Here is a 15,500-nt window from a genome sequence, read left to right as displayed (position 1 = left end):
GCCGGTCTCTTGACAGCGTACCGGCGGTACATTAGCGTTTCGAGCATAACTTACCGGCGGTACCTTAGGAGCCTGAGATGAAGTGGACCGAGCAGCAGATTCCGCGCCAGGACGGCCGGGTGGCCGTGGTCACCGGCGCCAACACCGGCCTGGGCTTCGAGACCGCCCGGCTCCTCGCCGAACGCGGGGCTTCGGTCGTGCTGGCCGTACGCGACACCGGGAAGGGCAAGCGCGCCGCCGCCCGGATGAGTGGCGACGTCTCCGTACAGGAACTGGATCTGACCTCGCTGGAGTCGGTGCGCGCCGCCGCGGCCGGACTGCACGCCACCCACCCGCGGATCGACCTGCTGATCAACAACGCCGGCGTCATGTACACGCCGAAGCAGACCACCCGCGACGGCTTCGAGATGCAGTTCGGCACCAACCACCTGGGTCACTTCGCGTTCACCGGCCTGCTGCTCGACCTGCTGCTGCCGGTGCCCGGCTCCCGGGTGGTCACGGTCAGCAGCGTCGGCCACCGGATCCGCGCCGCGATCCACTTCGACGACCTGCAGTGGGAGCGGTCGTACGGCCGCGTCGCCGCCTACGGCCAGTCGAAGCTCGCCAACCTGATGTTCACCTACGAGTTGCAGCGCCGGCTCGCCCCGCACGGCACCACCGTCGCGGTGGCCGCGCACCCCGGCGTCTCCGACACCGAACTGGTCCGCAACTCCCCGGCGCTCGTCCGCGCGCCGATCACCCTGCTCGCCCCGGTGGTCACCCAGCCCGCTGCGGCAGGCGCGCTGCCCACCCTGCGTGCCGCCACCGACCCGTCCGTCCTCGGCGGGCAGTACTACGGCCCCGACGGCCTGGGCGAGACGCGCGGCCACCCGAAGCTGGTCACGTCCAGCCCCGAGTCCTACGACCTGACCGTGCAGCAGCGCCTCTGGGCCGTCTCGGAGGACCTCACCGGCGTGCGGTTCCCGGTCGGCCAGACGGCCGCCGAGGTGTGACCGTGCCGCACCAGCCCCGCTACCCGTGCTCCGACGACGTCAGCGTGCCGCGACGCTCAATCGTCGGCCGATCTGCCAGGAGGCGGCAGGCCAGGCCGTGACGAAGCCGGCGATCATCCCGATCTGGCCGGCGAACCAGAACGTGGGGCTGTCGAGCCGCAGGGGTGGCTCCGGAAAGACCATGTGGTGCGCCAGCGTCAGCCACACGAACAACGCCACCTCGAACGCGGTGATGGTCACCAGTTCCACCTTCACGACGGTCGCCAGCGCGCGCCAGACCTCCGCGAGGCTGCGACGGGGGCTCTCGAAGAGCCGGAAGAGGACGGCGATCGTCACCGCCATCAGATAGTCGCCCGCGTAGCCGATCCACAGCGGGCTCCGGGGGAGATCGAATCCGTACAGGGCGACCTCGGCGACGACGAAGCCGAGGGCGCAGTGCGCGCCACAACGGGACACCTGGGTCACGATGGTGCCCCGGTGGGGCCGTCGAGACCGATCCTTGCGCGGCGACGGCGCGAGCGCCTCGGGTCTACCCCAGGTCCAGTAGAGGCGGACGGCCACCGGGCCGATGTACAGGACGGTGACCAGCCAGACGATCTCCATGACCCTGACCGGCTGACGGTGCCCGTAGAGGTACGTGTCGACGAGGACGATCACGAAGCTGACGACACCGACCGCGAGTGAGATCCAGGAGAGCGTCGAGAGCCAGGTCGGCTGCATCCTCGCCCCCTTTTCCATCCGGCGCCTCGGCGCTCGGCGCGGCCGAACGTGCAGGGGGGTCAACTGATGCCGACGGCAGCTCACAGTCTCCCAGCTCGCACCCGTCCGCATCAGTGGATCGGGGCGTTCGTCGTGCGGGCCGCGCCCCCCGGGCACGGGGGACCCCGCTCCCTCTGCGCGGGGATCCGCCGGGCACGCCGACAGCGCAGCGTGGGACCGGAGGAAACCACCGCATCGATACGGAGTGACGACCGTGAACCAGAGCGCTGAAGCATCGAAGCCGCCGCCGTGGGCACGCCGAGCAGGTCACGTGGCGTGGATCGCGCCCGTTCTGGGCTTCATCCCACTGCACGTTCCCTGGATCCTCGGCATCCCGCTGTTCGCATACGCCGAACCGTTCGAGGAGTGGTACCACGGTCGCGGGCCCGGCGTCGGGGACCACCCGGTCGACGGGTTCCTGGGCCTGCCGGCCGGCGCGTTCTACCTGGGCCTGCTGTGCGTCCTCGCCGGGCTCGGGGGAGTGCTGGCGCTCGGCCTGATCAGCGACTGGGGGCGTACGTTTCCCCGGTGGGTGCCGTGGCTTCGCGGCCACCGCGTGCCGCCGTGGGTGCCGCTCACGCCGACGGTGCTGGGATCCGCCCTGATGATCGGCTATGCGGCGACCCTGCCCTGGCAGTTCGCCGCCGACCTCTCCGAATCCAGCGCGCAGGACATCTTCACCCCGACGGGTGTCCTCATCGGCCTTCCGCTGCTCCTGGCCTGGGCGATCGCGTTGCCGTTGGCCGGGTGGTCCTACTACCGGCGTACCCGGGCGCCGCGCTGACGGTGCCGCCGAGTGCCGTCCGGCTCGGGTTGTCAGTCGGCGAAGTCGACGTCGGTGAGCGTGGCGCAGCGGTGCGTGGCGAGGCGTTCGGCCTGCGCGGTGATGGCGTCGCGCGTGCCGGCGGACAGTCTGCGCCAGGGTTGGACCGCGACCGTGAACGTCTTGCCGGACTTGCGGGGACGCCAGGTGCCGACGATCTCGCCGTCGACCAGCACCGCGCCGGGGCGACCCAGCACCGGCCACAACTCCTTCGCGTGGGCGGCGTCGGGCGCGAGTGTCGCCCGGTCCTTGGCCTGCAGGAACAGGTCGAACGGGCCGAGTAGGCGGGTCGCGCTCACCTCGGCCGACGTCAGCGCCTCCTCGTCGGCGGCCAGCAGCGAGCGCGTCTCGCCGTCGACCGTCACGTCGACCACGTCGTCGGGCCAGCGTGCCTTCACGTCCTTGACCGGCGCGTCGAGATAGTCGGCGACCTGCTTCGGAGTGGCGGGGCCGAGCAGCCGGAGGTACGCGCGGACGAGGTCGAACCGGTCGCCCGGGGCGGACACCCGGCGGAAGCCGGTGATGCGCCGCAGGACCGGAGGTGAGGTGTCGAGCTGCAACTCGAGACCGGCCCGCGCGGCGGCGAGCCGGAACGGCATCTCGTACAGGTGGGTGGCGTCGCACGGCCGGCAGAACCGCAGGTACGGCTCGGGCAGCATGGTGGCCAGGCGGCCGGAGACGTCGCCCTTGACCGTTGGCGCGGTGACGATCGTCCGCATGCCGGCGGCCACCTCGTCGAGGGCGGCGAGGTTGCCGATGCCGGCGGCCTTCAACGGCTTCGAGGCGTCGTAGATGCGCTTGCCCGCGTCAGCGTCGGAGAACGGCTCGACCGCGGCCACCACCTGCCCGACGTCGGCCCGGCGGTAGAGGTGCGGAGCGCCCCGTACGGTCCACAGCAGGACCACGTCGGCGTCGGACAGCGCGGTCACGTCGACGCCACGGACGGCGAGAGCCCAGCGGGCGCCGTCCGGTCCGGTGTTCTGCACGCCGATGTCCAGGACGGCGGTGTCGGCCAGCGAGCCGCCCTCATCCCGGTCCAGCTGCTGCGCGCGGACGCGGAACGTCATCACCTGCCGCCGATCGACCATGAACGCACCCTAGCCGCGAGCGGTCAGTCAGCGGTGAGCGGCACAGCCGGCCCGCCTTGGCGCACGCAGATGGACATGTCCGCGTAGTGCGTGGTGAGGAGGGTTGCGTCGTGCCGTGGGTTCCCCACCTCCACGGTCAGGCACCGGTCGATCGAGCCCTCACCATTCCAGAACAGGGAATGGATCGTGACGCCACGGCGCCGCCAGTCGTCGATGTCCGCCTGGACTCGTTCGAACCAACCGTCCAGCGTCCGCCCGGAGTATGCGGAGTCGACGAAGCGCACGCTCACCCCGCGCACCAGCGGGCGTATCTTGGCGTCGAAGTCGGCGGTGGGAACGCGGTGGACCAGTAGCACCCGTCCGGGTAGGTCGAGGCTGACCGAGGTGTAGGCGTGTGGCCAGTTCCGGGCGGCGTAGTCCTCCACGGTGTCGGCGGCGGCCATCAACTCGTCCTGGCCCGCCCAGTAGGACTGCGCCGGTGCGGGCGTACCGGTGGCCGGCGGCGACTCTGGCGTCGTCGATGCGGCGGCGCAGGCAGCGGGAAGGGCGAGCAATGGTACGGACAGCAGCGCGGCCAGGCGTCGACGCATGATCAGAACTCCTCACCGACGGCAGATCACTATTACGGACACTACGGACTTACCGAGCGATCGTCGGTGATTCGCACGCCCACACGGGGTCGGCTGGTGATGAGGGCCTCGCCGAGCGTCGACCATCGGGCGGTCGACGCCGAGAAACTAGAGTTGGTGGGGTGCGGATCCGGATCGAGGGCAGTGACCTGCCGGGCCGGCGCGCGGGCGCGGAGGCCGACGCGCTGCGGCTCGGCAACGTGCACGTCGGCATCCAGCGCAAGAGCGAGGTGGTCGATCGCGTACGGGTCGACGCGGCACGGGCGGTCTGGAACGTAGCGGTGTCCAGCCGGGAGATCGACGGGGTGCTGGACGTCGGCGGGCCGTTCGTGCATGGACGACCCGGAGGGCGTTTTCTCTACCTGAGCTGGGGCACGGTGATCGATGACGGGTTCGCGATGTTCCGGCGGGCGAAGCTGATGTTCACCGACATCCCAACCGACCTGCTGCGCGCCGCGCACGAGAGCGGGGGGTTGCTGGTGAGCAGACTGGGGCTGACGGACGCGGCCGGCGGGCCGGTATGCGCCCGGGTCCACCCACCCGCCATCGGCTGGACGCTGGAGTAGCCCCGGCCGCCCGTACCGGACGGACGACCGGGAAGACAAGCCGTCAGGCGACCAGGGAGACCCGTCCGTTGTCCAGGTCGTAGCGGGCGCCCACGACCCGCAGCGCGCCCTGACGCACCTTCTCGGCGATGATCGGGCTGCGCGCCGACAATGCCCGAACCTGGGCGGCGATGTTGGCGCGGACGGCGTTCTCCACCGGGTCGCCGGGCTGGTCCAGCACCGGCTCGACCACCGGGCGGAGGCTGTCGACGATGGTGCCGATGTGTCCGGGAGCGGTGCCGCCGGTGTGGATGGCGTCGATGGTGGCCGTGATCGCGCCGCAGCGTTCGTGCCCGAGGACGACGATCAGCAGGCTGCCGAACTCCTCCACGGCGAACTCGACGCTGCCCAGCAGCAGGTCGTCGACGATGTTGCCGGCCACCCGGTTGTCGAACAGGTCACCGAGCCCCTGGTCGAACAGCACCTCGGGCGCGACCCGGGAGTCGGCGCAGCCGACCGTGACAGCGAATGGGTGCTGGCCGGCGGCGAGGCGGTGCAGGTCGTCGAGGCCCTGGTGCGGGTGCCGACCGTGACCGCTGGTGAAGCGGTGGTTGCCGGCGAGCAGCCGACGCAGCGCCTCGGCCGGCGTGGCAACGGTGTCGTCGGCCGGCGGCGCGGCGGCGGCGCTCGCCGCGGACGGACCGGCGACGGCCGCGCCGAGCGCGACGGCCGTCGCGCCGCCGGCGGCCAGCAGGGAACGGCGAGACAGCGGGGTACGAGGCACAGTGATCTCCCGAGGGTGAGGCGGTTGCCTTCTTCCTACCAGGCGATCATCCACAGTGGTGCGCCGGTTCCCCGCCGCCGCCCCGGCCACCCGGTCGCGCGCGGCGGCCGGGGGGACCGGGGTTCGGTGTGTCAGCGGTGCTCGCTGTCGAGGGCGGCGACCTCGCGTACGGCCTGGGCGACGGCCGCGAAGTCCTTCTTGAGGATCGCGCCGTGGTTGCTGGCGACCTTCGCGTGGACTCGGATGTTCGGGTTGCGCGTGGTCACCGCGTCGAGGCTGGCGCGGATGCGTTCCTGCTCGTCTCCCTTGCTGCCGAGGGACGTTCCCGAGGCGACCACGTACCGCACCGGGACGGTGATGCCGTCCAGCACCGGACCCAGTTCGCGTTCCCGGGAGAGCCGGCCCAGCTCGATGTTGCTCTCCGCCTGCTGGGCGGCGCTCATGCGCGGGGTCAGGCCGGTCGGCCGCAGCAGCGGCGTGAACCAGCCCAGGCGCCGGAACAGCTTGCGGATCCGCAGCTCCATGGCGTCGTCGAGCCAGTCGTGCGGGAACGCGCCGTCGACCAGTACCGCGCCGATCGTGCGGTCCGGGTTGCGGTGGGCCCAGTGGGCGCCGACGACGGCCCCGTACGACCAGCCGACGAGCACCGCCCGCTGGACGCCTCGGGCGGCGAGAACGGCGTCGACGTCCCGGACGGCCGCCTCGAAGGAGTAGTCCGCCGAGCGTCCCGATTTTCTGCCGCGGGCCCGCTCGTCGTAGGTGATGTGCCGCCATCGGGTGCCCAGGTCGGTGATGACGTTGCGCCAGTACCCCTGGGTGGCGAACTGGCCGTTGAGGAAGACCACCGGGACGCCCGCGCCGCCGGTGTCGGTGACGGCCAGGGCGGTGTCGTCGACCGGCACCATGCCGGTCCACGGCGAAGGGGTCGAGGAGGGGGTGTTCGTCGTCATTGTCGTACTCCTTGAGGGGGTTGGGTTGTCAGAGGCTGCGGGCGGTGATGTCGCCCGACGAGGTGGTGGCGTGGATGTCGAGGTCGGCGCTGCCGTGGTTGACCAGGGCGTTGCTGATGCGCCCGTGGCCGGTGCCGGCGTGCAGGGCGGCCGAGACGCCGGTGGCGGCGGCGACCGAGATGTCGCCGGACTGGGTACGCAGCACGAGCCGGCCTCGCGTCGCCTGCGCGACGCGGATGTCGCCCCGCGTGGTGCTGATCTCGGCGGGGCCGTTGAGCTGACCGACCTCGACGGTGCCGTCGACGGCGGTGAGGCGCATGCTCGCCGCCTCGTCGACCTTGATGTGGCGGTACGCGCCGTCCACGGTGACGTCACCGAGGCGTCCGACGCCGCGCAGCTCGGCGCTGGCGGCCCTGACCTCGACGCGGGAGTCGGCGGGCAGTTGGATGGTGACCTCCACCGAGCCGGTGGGGCCCAGGAGCTGGTTGTCGGGGGACGCGGTCGTGACCCGCAGGACGCCGTCGGCGTACGCGATGGTGGTCTGCTCGGCGGCCCGGGTGTCGCGGCTGCGGCCGGCGTCGGCGGGCCGGACCTCGACGGTGGTGTCCGCGCGGTCGGCGGCGATGAGTTGGACGCGCCCGGCGGGGATGTCCAGGACGGCGGCGATGGGGGCGGGGGTGGCGAAGCTCTGCACGGCGTTCTCCGATGCTCTCTCCGGTGTTTCTGACATTGGAAACGCTACGTTGCTTTCCAGTTAGTGGCAACAGCCTTGTTGCGTAGATGGGTAGTAAGGGCAGCTCAGAGCGTTATAAACGTTGCAACCGATCTGCCGCTAAAGCAACGGCCGGCGTTACCGCCATTGCAATCGACTGGCGGTGAACGCTATGGTGGCAATGCCGTTGAGGACGACCACCGAGGAGATCACCGTGCCGGGAGGCAGACTCACCCAGCAGGACCGTCAGCAGATCGCGTCCGGGCTGGCCGACAGCCTCCCGTACGCCGAGATCGCCCGACGCCTCGACCGTCCGACCTCGACGATCACCCGCGAGGTGCTGCGCAACGGCGGCCCGAACGCCTACCGGGCCGAGCTGGCCCACCGCGCCACCGAACGCCGCGCCCGCCGCCGCGTGCCGTCCGCCACCCGGACCGCCGAGGCGATCCCGCAGCCGCACGGCCGCGACGCCGAGGCCGTCGCCGAGTACGAGGAGGTGTTCACCACCGTCCTCATGGCCACGGGTCTGAACAAGATGGGAGCCCGGGTACTGACCTGCCTGTTCACCACCGACACGGGCAGCCTCACCGCGGCGGAGCTGGCCCAGCGTCTGCACGTCAGCCCGGCGTCCATCTCCAAGGCCATCAGCTTCCTGGAGAGTCAGAGTCTCGTACGCCGCGAGCGCGACGAGCGCCGCCGCGACCGCTACGTCATCGACACCGAACTCTTCTACCAGGCGACGATGGCCAGCGCCCGCGCCAACGACCAACTCATCGCGACAGCACGTGAGGGCGTCGCCGTCCTCGGCCCCGGCACCCCGGCCGCCGCCCGCCTGGAGAACATCGCCCGCTTCCTCGACTTCATCAGCGAGAGCATCACGCGCGCCGCCGAACAGGCCCGTGCCGTCCTGCACACGCGGGCGGTGAACTAGTTCCGGTCGGGGCGGTGCCGGGCGTACGCGTCGACGAGCCCCCAGCGTCCGGGAATGTCCAGCAGCGCGATCCGGTCGAAGGCGGACGGCAGCGCGGGATTGACGGCCAGGTGTTCCTCGTGCGGGTCGAGGCCGAGCAGGGTGCGCAGCAGCAGCATCGGCGCTCCGCTGGACCACGCCTGCGGGCTGCCGGCGGTGGGATACCGGACCGGGTACCGGGTGGTGCTGCGGTCGAAGCCCCCGAACGCCTCGGGCAGCCGCCCCTGGAAGTAGGTCGCGGCCGACAGGATGCCCTCGGCGATGCGGCCCGCCTCGCTGAGGAACCCGTAACGGCGCAGGCCCCACGCGATGAACGAGTTGTCGAACGGCCAGACGGTGCCGTTGTGGTAGCCGAGCGGGTTGTAGCGGCTCTGCCCGGAGGCGAAGGTCCGCACGCCCCAGCCGGAGAAGAGCGCCGGACCCATCAGGTGCTCGACGACCCGCGCGGCCCGGTCGGGCGCCACGATGCCGCTCCACAGCAGGTGGCCGATGTTCGAGGAGAGGCTGTCCACGGGAGTGCCGTCGTGGTCGAGCGCGAGGGCGTAGTAGCCACGGTCCTCGAGCCAGAAGTCCCGGTTGAAGCGCTCGTACAACGCCGCCGCCTCGCGTTCCAGCCGCTCGGCGTAGTCGCGGTCGCCCCAGAACGTACGCGCCAGCCGCGCGCCACGGAGCTTGGCGTCGTAGGCGTACCCCTGGACCTCACACGTCGCCCTCGGGAAACCGGGCAGCCGGCCGTCGGCGTAGGAGATGCTGTCCCAGGAGTCCTTCCAACACTGGTTGTCCAGGCCGGTGGCCCGGTTGCGCCGCTGGTACCAGACGTAGCCGGTCGACGTCAGGTCCGCGTACGCGTCGATCCAGTCCAGGGCCGCGCGAGCCTCCTGCTCCAACTCCATCACCAAGCCGGTGTCGCCGCTCCACCGCTCGTACTCGTCGAGCAGCACCACGAACAGGGGCGACGCGTCGACGGTGCCGTAGTAGGGGGAGTGCGGCTGCTCCTCGAACGCGGCCGACTCCCCGTAGCGCAGCTCGTGCAGGATCCGGCCGGGATCCTCCTCCAGCACGTCGTCGGTCCGGGCGCCCTGGAGCGAGGCGAGGATCCGCAGTGTCGGCGGGGTCAGCGACGGCGTGACGGGCAGGGTCTGTAGGCAGGTCAGCAGGCTGTCGCGGCCGAACAGGGTCATGAACCAGGGGAGCCCGGCCGCAGGTACGGCAGCTCCGCCGAGTGACAGCGGCGCGAACCGCAGCGCCGCGAGGTCCACCAGGCTGCGGTGGTAGACCTGTTGGAGGGTGGCGCTCTCGGTGTCCAGCGTCGGCGCCTGCGCCACCCACTCGCGCACGCTGTCCGGCAGTGTCGACTCGTCCGGGCGTAGCGCGCGCAGGGCGGCGCGCAGGTCGACGCCGTCCGGTCGCAGCGCCCGCATGACAACCCGCAACCGGGTGTCCCACTGCTCCCCGGGCCGCAGCCGTACCGCGTACCGCAGGCCGCGCGCGTCGATGGTGGCCGACTCGCTCGTCGACACGACGACCTCACGCCGGTACGTCCCGCGTCGATAACCGACCCGCAACTCGTTCGGCTCGACGTCGGTGTAGTAGCTGCCCGCCTTGTCCTGGATATCGAACTTGATCTCGAAGATGTCGGCGAAGTCGGCCTCGACCTCCAGTCGCACGTCGAGGTCCACCACTCCCTGGCCGTAGTTGAAGATCGTCAGCGTCTCGGTGAGGTCCGGGCCGATGCGTCGCCGCCGGATCGCGGACACGTCCGCCTCCACGTAGTCGACGGCCCCGCCCGGCACCACGAAGAACGTGACCTCGTAGTACTGGCTGTCGTCCACCGACAGGGCGGCCAACCGCTCGCCGTTCACGGTGAGCACCCAGCGGGACAGATAGCGCGTGTCGTTGGCGAACAGCCCCACCGGCGTTGCGGGCGACGACTCCACGTCTCCACTGGCGTCCGACACGATGAAGGTGTTGCCGTCGATGCACGACACCGTGCCCGGGATGTCCCTCACGGCGCGCTGGTCGCCGTCGGCTGGTCGGCTCCCGCGCCACCCTCGGCCGCGCGGGGAAACAGTCGCCCGATGCGCAACGCCAGGGCGAGGTCGCCGTCGACCAGGATCTCGCCGCGCTCGATCGCCGCCAGCCCGTTCACCTCGCCACGCGCCATCGACTCCGCCACCTGTGCCGGCACCCTGATGACGGTGTCGGCCGGGTCCCCGCTCTGCGACACCTCTAGCTTGCCGTGGTCGATGACCAGGAGCCACTGCTCCAGGTCGTCCCCGTCGGCGATGTCGAAGCGCACACTTCCGCACACCTTGCTGAACCGCGGATCGCGGCACGCGGCGGCCAGCCGCTCGAAGAAGTCGCTGGTCGCCGTCGTCATCCCACCTCCCGGCCCGACAAAGAGCGGACGACGGCTACCCGCTGCGGCCCGTTGCTAACGCCCGACCGACGGAAATGAGCTGTCGGCGTGGCAGGCGCACCGCTCAGAATGTCCGCCGTGGCGAAGGAACAGGTGCTGGCGAGGGTGGCGGCGGATCTGGAGCGCGGGCACGTGCACCCCGCGATGCAACGCCTGGCGAGCCTGACCGCCGCGTACCCCGACGACCTGGAGGTGCGGGCGCGGCGTGCCGCGCTCTACCGGCAGGTGGGCAACGTGGCCGAGGCGGGGCGATGGGGCTTCCTCGGCGAGGACGCCGACGCGCGGGAGGTCGCCGCGTTCGAGCAGGCCTACGGGAACGCCTGGCGGCGTCTGCGGGCGTTGCGGGTGACCGCCGACCCCAGCGCCAGACTCGGGCCGGTGGCGGGCGCGCGCTTCGCGCGACTGCTGGAGCAGGCCGGCCGGTACGGGCCCGTCACCTGGACCGATGAGGGGCCACGTCCCGATGAGCCGAGTTCGTGGCGAGACGGGTTGGGCTGCCTGGTGGCGGCGGTGATCGGCGTGGTGCTGGTGGCGCTGTGCGTGGTCGGCCTGGCCACCGTGCTCCGGTGGGTGTTCTAGGGCCTGTTTCATAAGAACTGGTCGGCCTGCGGCGGGCCCGGACGACGACCGGCGGCGTTGCGGTGGCGTCCGGATACACCACCGGTATCCGGACGCCACCGCGCCTTGCCGGATCGCCGCCCGGACTCCGCCTCGGCTCGACCGCCCTTATGAAACAGGCCCTAGTCGAGGTCGAAGTCGACCACGACCGGCGTTCGCCCGACCCGCAGGGGAGTCGCGGCGTCGAAGCCGGCCGCGTCGCGGTGCCACACCGGCGGGGCGTACGCGCAGTCGCAGCGCAGCTTCACCCGCTGCCCGGGGAGCAGGCGCAGGGCGTACCCGCTCCCCACGTCCGCCACGCCGGCAAGGTCTCCGGTGCTGGCGTCGAAGGCAAGCACCTGGGCGTAGGTGAGCAACTCGTCGACGCGTACCGCCCCGCTGACCGGGGTGCCGGCGGGCAGCGCCTGGTCCAGGGTCGTCGTCCGCGCGGCGCGGACCCGGACCTTTCGCGCCTGCGCCCGGCTGCCCACCCCGCCGGACCAGACGGTGGCGTACCCACCCGCGGCGAACTGCACCGGCCACTCGTACGGCCCGAGGCCCGTGATCGTGTAGCGGCCGTTCTCATCGGTTGTGGGCCCGTGGTCGTCGTACTTGGGGTCCGGCACGTACGGCACCACCATCACCAGCGCTCGCGGGACCGGGGCGTCGGTCGCCGCGTCGGTCACTACTCCGACGACCGTGCCGGGCGGATCGAGCCGGATGTCGGGCGCGTTGGTCACCGTGCCGGCCCGGACCCGGATGACGTACGCGCGCTCGCGCTCACCGGTGCCGCCGTGCCGGCCGACCCACTGCCAGCCGTGCCGGGTCGTGTCGTAGGGCCGCACGAGCAACCGGTAGTCCCCGGGTGCGACGTCACCGGTCACCAGGCTGCCCTGCTCGTCGGCGCAGCCGCCGTACCGGCCGAGCTGGTCCTCCCCGAGGGTGACCGCCGTCAGCGCCGCGGCGTCGATGGGCACGAGCGCGGCGCAGGCGCGGGGCACCGGCGCGCCGGTGGCCGCGTCCCGCACGACGGCGCGAACGCCGCCGGGCGCGGGCGACACCTGCCGGGGGGTACGCGCGCCAGCGGGCGCGGCGGCCTCCACGACGAGCAGCGCGATGGCGATGGTGGTGGTCAGCTTGCGCAGGAGGGTGGGGCTCACGGGCGTGCTCCTCGCGGCGACGGAACGGGGGTGCGCCGACGGTAACGGAGCGTTGCTGATCCAAATCGGTCAATGTCGTGATGCTGACTGAAGGTGACGTGCTGCCGGTTGATCAGCGTTGTGTTCCGGACACACCGCCAGGTCTGGCGTGGGCGGCGAGCCATGTGGGCGGCAGGGTGAGGGTGTGGAACCACTCGCGCGGCACCTGATCGAAGTACGGTCCCTTGAGGACCGGCTTTCCCCCGCCGAACCGGTCGGCCGCCGCGGCGGCCCGCCGGGCGCTGAAGCGCCAACCGCCCGTTGCCCGGGAAGTGATGATCCTGCCGCCTCGGGCGATACCGACGTTACGGTTCGGATTTGGCCGGGTGCTGGTCTTCCAGATGCGGCCCGTGAAGTAGACGATGAAGTCGATCTGGGACCACGGTTCGCGCGTCGCGGGCCGGCCGTACTCGTCCGGGCCCAGGTAGACGCCCTGTTCGTCAACGGCGAAGAGCAACTCCTGCCGGACCGCGCGGCCGACGCGGCCCCGCATCAGGGCGAGCATGGTCGCCTCGAACCCCAGCCCAATGATGACGAACATGTAGCGCTCGGACAGGTCCTGTAGGCCGATCACCACGGCGGTCATCGGCAGAGCGCTGTACAGCGCCAGCGTGAGCCCGGTCAGGATGCGGCTCTGCCGAACCTCGTATGCCCCATCCATTTTCATGACTACAAGATAGCGGTGATCATCAACAAGGTCTGATCGGCGTTCTCCCTCAATTCGGGCGCGTAGGGAGGATCCAGCGCATAGCGTCACGGTGGCGGCTCACGGCCGCCCGCGTCGGTGGCCGCCGGCGCTCGCGCCGACCGAAGGGGACCGGCTCATGGACCGGGTCGACAACATGCTCCTGCCGGAGCTGGACGGCCCGGTGCCGACCGCGGCGACGCGGGCGCTGGGTCTGCTGAGCCTGGCCCTGGGCGTGGGCGCGCTGGCCGCGCCCCGGACCCTGGCCCGCCTGACCGGCGTCGACGACTCACCCGCCGCGCGGGCCGTGATCCCCGCCGTCGGAACGCGGGAGGTGATCCACGCGGTCGGTCTGCTCACCGGCCGCCGCCCGGCCGGTTGGGCGTGGACCCGGGTCGTTGGTGACGCCCTGGACCTGACGCTGCTGGGCCGGGCCATGGTCGACCGGCGGGGGGAGCGTCGCCGCCGCCTGGCCCTGACCACGGCCGCGATCGCCGGCATCACCGCCCTGGACGTCGCCACCGCGATCGCCGCCGGTCGTGCCCGCCGGGCCCGGGAGCGGATGATCCGGATGGAGATCGCGGTGACGGTCAACCGGTCACCCGCCGAGGCGTACCGGTTCTGGCGTGACGTGGAGAACCTGCCCCGGTTCATGGCGCACCTGGAGTCGGTACGCGCCGACGACCTGCGCCTCTCGCACTGGGTCGCCCGTGGACCGGCCGGTCGCCGCGTCGAATGGGACGCCGAGATCATCGACGATCAGCCAAACAGGTCGATCACCTGGCGGTCGCTGCCCGGCAGTCGGGTGGCGAACGCCGGTCGGGTCGCGTTCGTACCCGCCCCGGGCGACCGCGGCACCGAGGTCCGGGTGCAACTGCGCTACGCGCCACCGGCGGGCGCGCTCGGCCGGGCCGTGGCGAAGCTCTTCGGCGAGGAGCCCGAGCAGCAGGTCCGTGACGACCTGCGCCGATTCAAGCAGGTACTGGAGGCCGGCGAGGTGGTCCGCTCCGAGGGCAGCCCGAACGGCATCTCCGTACGCCAGCAGGCGATGCAGCGACCCGCGCAGCCGCTGCCGCCGACCCGGCGCTGACCGTTTCTCGAAGGGGCGAAGCAATGAAGGCCACCGCCTGGATGGGCGCCGACACCGTCAGGGTGATCGACGTACCCGAGCCGACGATCATGAACGCCCGGGACGCCATCGTGCGGGTCAGCACCACCGCGATCTGCGGCTCCGACCTGCACCTCTACCACGGCTACATCCCCGCGATGCGCAAGGGCGACATCCTCGGCCACGAGTTCATGGGGGAGGTGGTGGAGGTCGGGCCGCAGGTCCGCAACCTCAAGCCCGGCGACCGGGTGGTGGTGCCGTTCCCGATCGCCTGCGGGCACTGCTCCTCCTGCCAGCGTGGCCTCTACTCGGTGTGCGAGAACTCCAACCCCAACGCCGGCATCGCCGAGAAGGTCATGGGCCACTCACCGGCCGGCATCTTCGGCTACTCCCACCTGCTGGGCGGGTACGCGGGCGGCCAGGCCGAGTACGCGCGGGTGCCGTTCGCCGACGTCGGCCCGCTCAAGGTGCCCGACGAGATCCCGGACGACCAGGCCGTCCTGCTCGCCGACGTCTTTCCGACCGGCTACCTGGGCGCCGAGATGTGCGACATCAAACCCGGGCAGGTCATCGCGATCTGGGGCGCGGGGCCGGTGGGGCTACTCGCCGCGGCCAGCGCCCGGCTGCTCGGCGCGGAGCGGGTGATCGTCATCGACCGGTTCCCCTACCGGCTGCGTCTCGCCGCCGAGCACGCCGACGCCGAGACGATCAACTACGAGGACGTCGACGTGCTGGACACCCTCAACGAGATGACCGCCGGTCGGGGCCCCGACGCGTGCATCGACGCGGTCGGTCTGGAGGGCCACCACGCCAACTCCGCGATGTACGCGTACGACCGGGCCAAGCAGGCCACCCGGACCGAGACGGAACGGCCGTTCGCCCTGCGGGAGGCGATCCTGGCCTGCCGATCCGGGGGAGTGGTGTCGGTCATCGGCGCGTACGGCGGCTTCGTCGACAAGTTCCCGATGGGCGCGTTCATGAACCGGTCACTCATCATGCGGACCGGTCAGTGTCATGTGCAGCGCTACACCCGCCCCCTGCTGGAGCGCATCCAACGCGGCGAGATCGACCCGAGCTTCATCGTCAGCCACCGCATGCCGCTGCGCGACGCCCCGAAGGGCTACAAGATCTTCCAGAAGAAGCAGGACGACTGCACCAAGGTGCTCCTCAAGGTCTGACCGCCCCAGCTCCCGCGATCTTGCACTTTCTGCGGCGACACAAGGGGCATACCACCCCATGT

General features: G+C 71.4%; 17 protein-coding genes. 7 read left to right on the top strand and 10 right to left on the bottom strand.

The window, feature by feature from the left end:
* Positions 1 to 77: 77 nt before the first annotated feature.
* On the top strand, positions 78 to 992 hold the full coding sequence (locus tag ACIBTX_RS30240) for an SDR family NAD(P)-dependent oxidoreductase (RefSeq protein WP_357121950.1): 915 nt from the start codon (positions 78 to 80) through the stop codon (positions 990 to 992).
* Positions 993 to 1,031: 39 nt separating this feature from the next.
* On the opposite strand, the gene ACIBTX_RS30235 is transcribed toward ACIBTX_RS30240, so the two are convergent.
* Complete coding sequence (locus tag ACIBTX_RS30235) at positions 1,032 to 1,712, bottom strand: DUF4396 domain-containing protein (protein WP_357175550.1); 681 nt, start codon at positions 1,710 to 1,712, stop codon at positions 1,032 to 1,034.
* Between the two features lie 310 nt (positions 1,713 to 2,022).
* Between ACIBTX_RS30235 and ACIBTX_RS30230 the strand changes: the two genes are divergently transcribed.
* Positions 2,023 to 2,535: a hypothetical protein gene (locus tag ACIBTX_RS30230; protein ID WP_357121956.1), complete on the top strand. Its 513-nt coding sequence runs from the start codon at positions 2,023 to 2,025 to the stop codon at positions 2,533 to 2,535.
* A 32-nt stretch (positions 2,536 to 2,567) separates the two neighbouring features.
* On the opposite strand, the gene ACIBTX_RS30225 is transcribed toward ACIBTX_RS30230, so the two are convergent.
* On the bottom strand, positions 2,568 to 3,662 hold the full coding sequence (locus ACIBTX_RS30225) for a winged helix DNA-binding domain-containing protein (RefSeq protein ID WP_357121960.1): 1,095 nt from the start codon (positions 3,660 to 3,662) through the stop codon (positions 2,568 to 2,570).
* A gap of 23 nt (positions 3,663 to 3,685) precedes the next feature.
* Positions 3,686 to 4,252: a hypothetical protein gene (locus tag ACIBTX_RS30220; RefSeq protein WP_357121963.1), complete on the bottom strand. Its 567-nt coding sequence runs from the start codon at positions 4,250 to 4,252 to the stop codon at positions 3,686 to 3,688.
* A 161-nt stretch (positions 4,253 to 4,413) separates the two neighbouring features.
* Between ACIBTX_RS30220 and ACIBTX_RS30215 the strand changes: the two genes are divergently transcribed.
* Entirely contained in the window at positions 4,414 to 4,857 is a 444-nt protein-coding gene (locus tag ACIBTX_RS30215; protein WP_357121966.1) for a DUF5990 family protein, read from the top strand.
* Positions 4,858 to 4,900: 43 nt separating this feature from the next.
* On the opposite strand, the gene ACIBTX_RS30210 is transcribed toward ACIBTX_RS30215, so the two are convergent.
* The 3 genes from ACIBTX_RS30210 to ACIBTX_RS30200 all read right to left on the bottom strand — a co-directional run bounded on the left by ACIBTX_RS30210 (position 4,901) and on the right by ACIBTX_RS30200 (position 7,300).
* Positions 4,901 to 5,620, bottom strand: coding sequence for a carbonic anhydrase (locus ACIBTX_RS30210; protein WP_357175541.1), 720 nt, complete (start codon positions 5,618 to 5,620; stop codon positions 4,901 to 4,903).
* Between the two features lie 131 nt (positions 5,621 to 5,751).
* Positions 5,752 to 6,570: an alpha/beta fold hydrolase gene (locus ACIBTX_RS30205; RefSeq protein ID WP_357175539.1), complete on the bottom strand. Its 819-nt coding sequence runs from the start codon at positions 6,568 to 6,570 to the stop codon at positions 5,752 to 5,754.
* Positions 6,571 to 6,598: 28 nt separating this feature from the next.
* On the bottom strand, positions 6,599 to 7,300 hold the full coding sequence (locus ACIBTX_RS30200; protein ID WP_357175536.1) for a DUF4097 family beta strand repeat-containing protein: 702 nt from the start codon (positions 7,298 to 7,300) through the stop codon (positions 6,599 to 6,601).
* A 196-nt stretch (positions 7,301 to 7,496) separates the two neighbouring features.
* Between ACIBTX_RS30200 and ACIBTX_RS30195 the strand changes: the two genes are divergently transcribed.
* The gene (locus ACIBTX_RS30195; RefSeq protein ID WP_357121978.1) at positions 7,497 to 8,213 is read left to right on the top strand and encodes a helix-turn-helix domain-containing protein; all 717 of its coding nucleotides are present in this window, start codon (positions 7,497 to 7,499) and stop codon (positions 8,211 to 8,213) included.
* On the opposite strand, the gene ACIBTX_RS30190 is transcribed toward ACIBTX_RS30195, so the two are convergent.
* Positions 8,210 to 10,252, bottom strand: coding sequence for a glycogen debranching N-terminal domain-containing protein (locus ACIBTX_RS30190; RefSeq protein WP_396833334.1), 2,043 nt, complete (start codon positions 10,250 to 10,252; stop codon positions 8,210 to 8,212). The genes ACIBTX_RS30195 and ACIBTX_RS30190 overlap by 4 nt on opposite strands.
* 5 nt (positions 10,253 to 10,257) lie before the next feature.
* Positions 10,258 to 10,632 carry an SCP2 sterol-binding domain-containing protein gene (locus ACIBTX_RS30185; RefSeq protein ID WP_357121981.1) on the bottom strand — a complete coding sequence of 125 codons (375 nt, stop codon included), beginning with the start codon at positions 10,630 to 10,632 and terminating at the stop codon, positions 10,258 to 10,260.
* A gap of 117 nt (positions 10,633 to 10,749) precedes the next feature.
* On the opposite strand from ACIBTX_RS30185, the gene ACIBTX_RS30180 reads away from it, so the two are divergent.
* On the top strand, positions 10,750 to 11,250 hold the full coding sequence (locus ACIBTX_RS30180) for a DUF6584 family protein (RefSeq protein WP_396833312.1): 501 nt from the start codon (positions 10,750 to 10,752) through the stop codon (positions 11,248 to 11,250).
* 161 nt (positions 11,251 to 11,411) lie between these two features.
* Here ACIBTX_RS30180 and ACIBTX_RS30175 read toward each other — a convergent pair whose 3' ends face one another.
* Positions 11,412 to 12,428, bottom strand: a complete 1,017-nt coding sequence (locus ACIBTX_RS30175; protein WP_357175529.1) for a carboxypeptidase regulatory-like domain-containing protein — start codon at positions 12,426 to 12,428, stop codon at positions 11,412 to 11,414.
* 112 nt (positions 12,429 to 12,540) lie between these two features.
* The gene (locus tag ACIBTX_RS30170; RefSeq protein ID WP_357175526.1) at positions 12,541 to 13,053 is read right to left on the bottom strand and encodes a hypothetical protein; all 513 of its coding nucleotides are present in this window, start codon (positions 13,051 to 13,053) and stop codon (positions 12,541 to 12,543) included.
* A gap of 238 nt (positions 13,054 to 13,291) precedes the next feature.
* Between ACIBTX_RS30170 and ACIBTX_RS30165 the strand changes: the two genes are divergently transcribed.
* Complete coding sequence (locus tag ACIBTX_RS30165; protein ID WP_357175523.1) at positions 13,292 to 14,242, top strand: SRPBCC family protein; 951 nt, start codon at positions 13,292 to 13,294, stop codon at positions 14,240 to 14,242.
* 23 nt (positions 14,243 to 14,265) lie between these two features.
* A complete protein-coding gene (locus ACIBTX_RS30160; RefSeq protein WP_357175520.1) occupies positions 14,266 to 15,438 on the top strand; it encodes a zinc-dependent alcohol dehydrogenase in 1,173 nt (390 codons plus the stop codon).
* The last annotated feature ends 62 nt before the right edge of the window (positions 15,439 to 15,500 follow it).

Source organism: Micromonospora sp. NPDC049359, from assembly GCF_044466585.1.
Classification (GTDB): Bacteria; Actinomycetota; Actinomycetes; order Mycobacteriales; family Micromonosporaceae; genus Micromonospora.
Note: the sequence above shows the minus strand (reverse complement) of the source record. Positions and strands in the feature narration are given on the sequence as shown.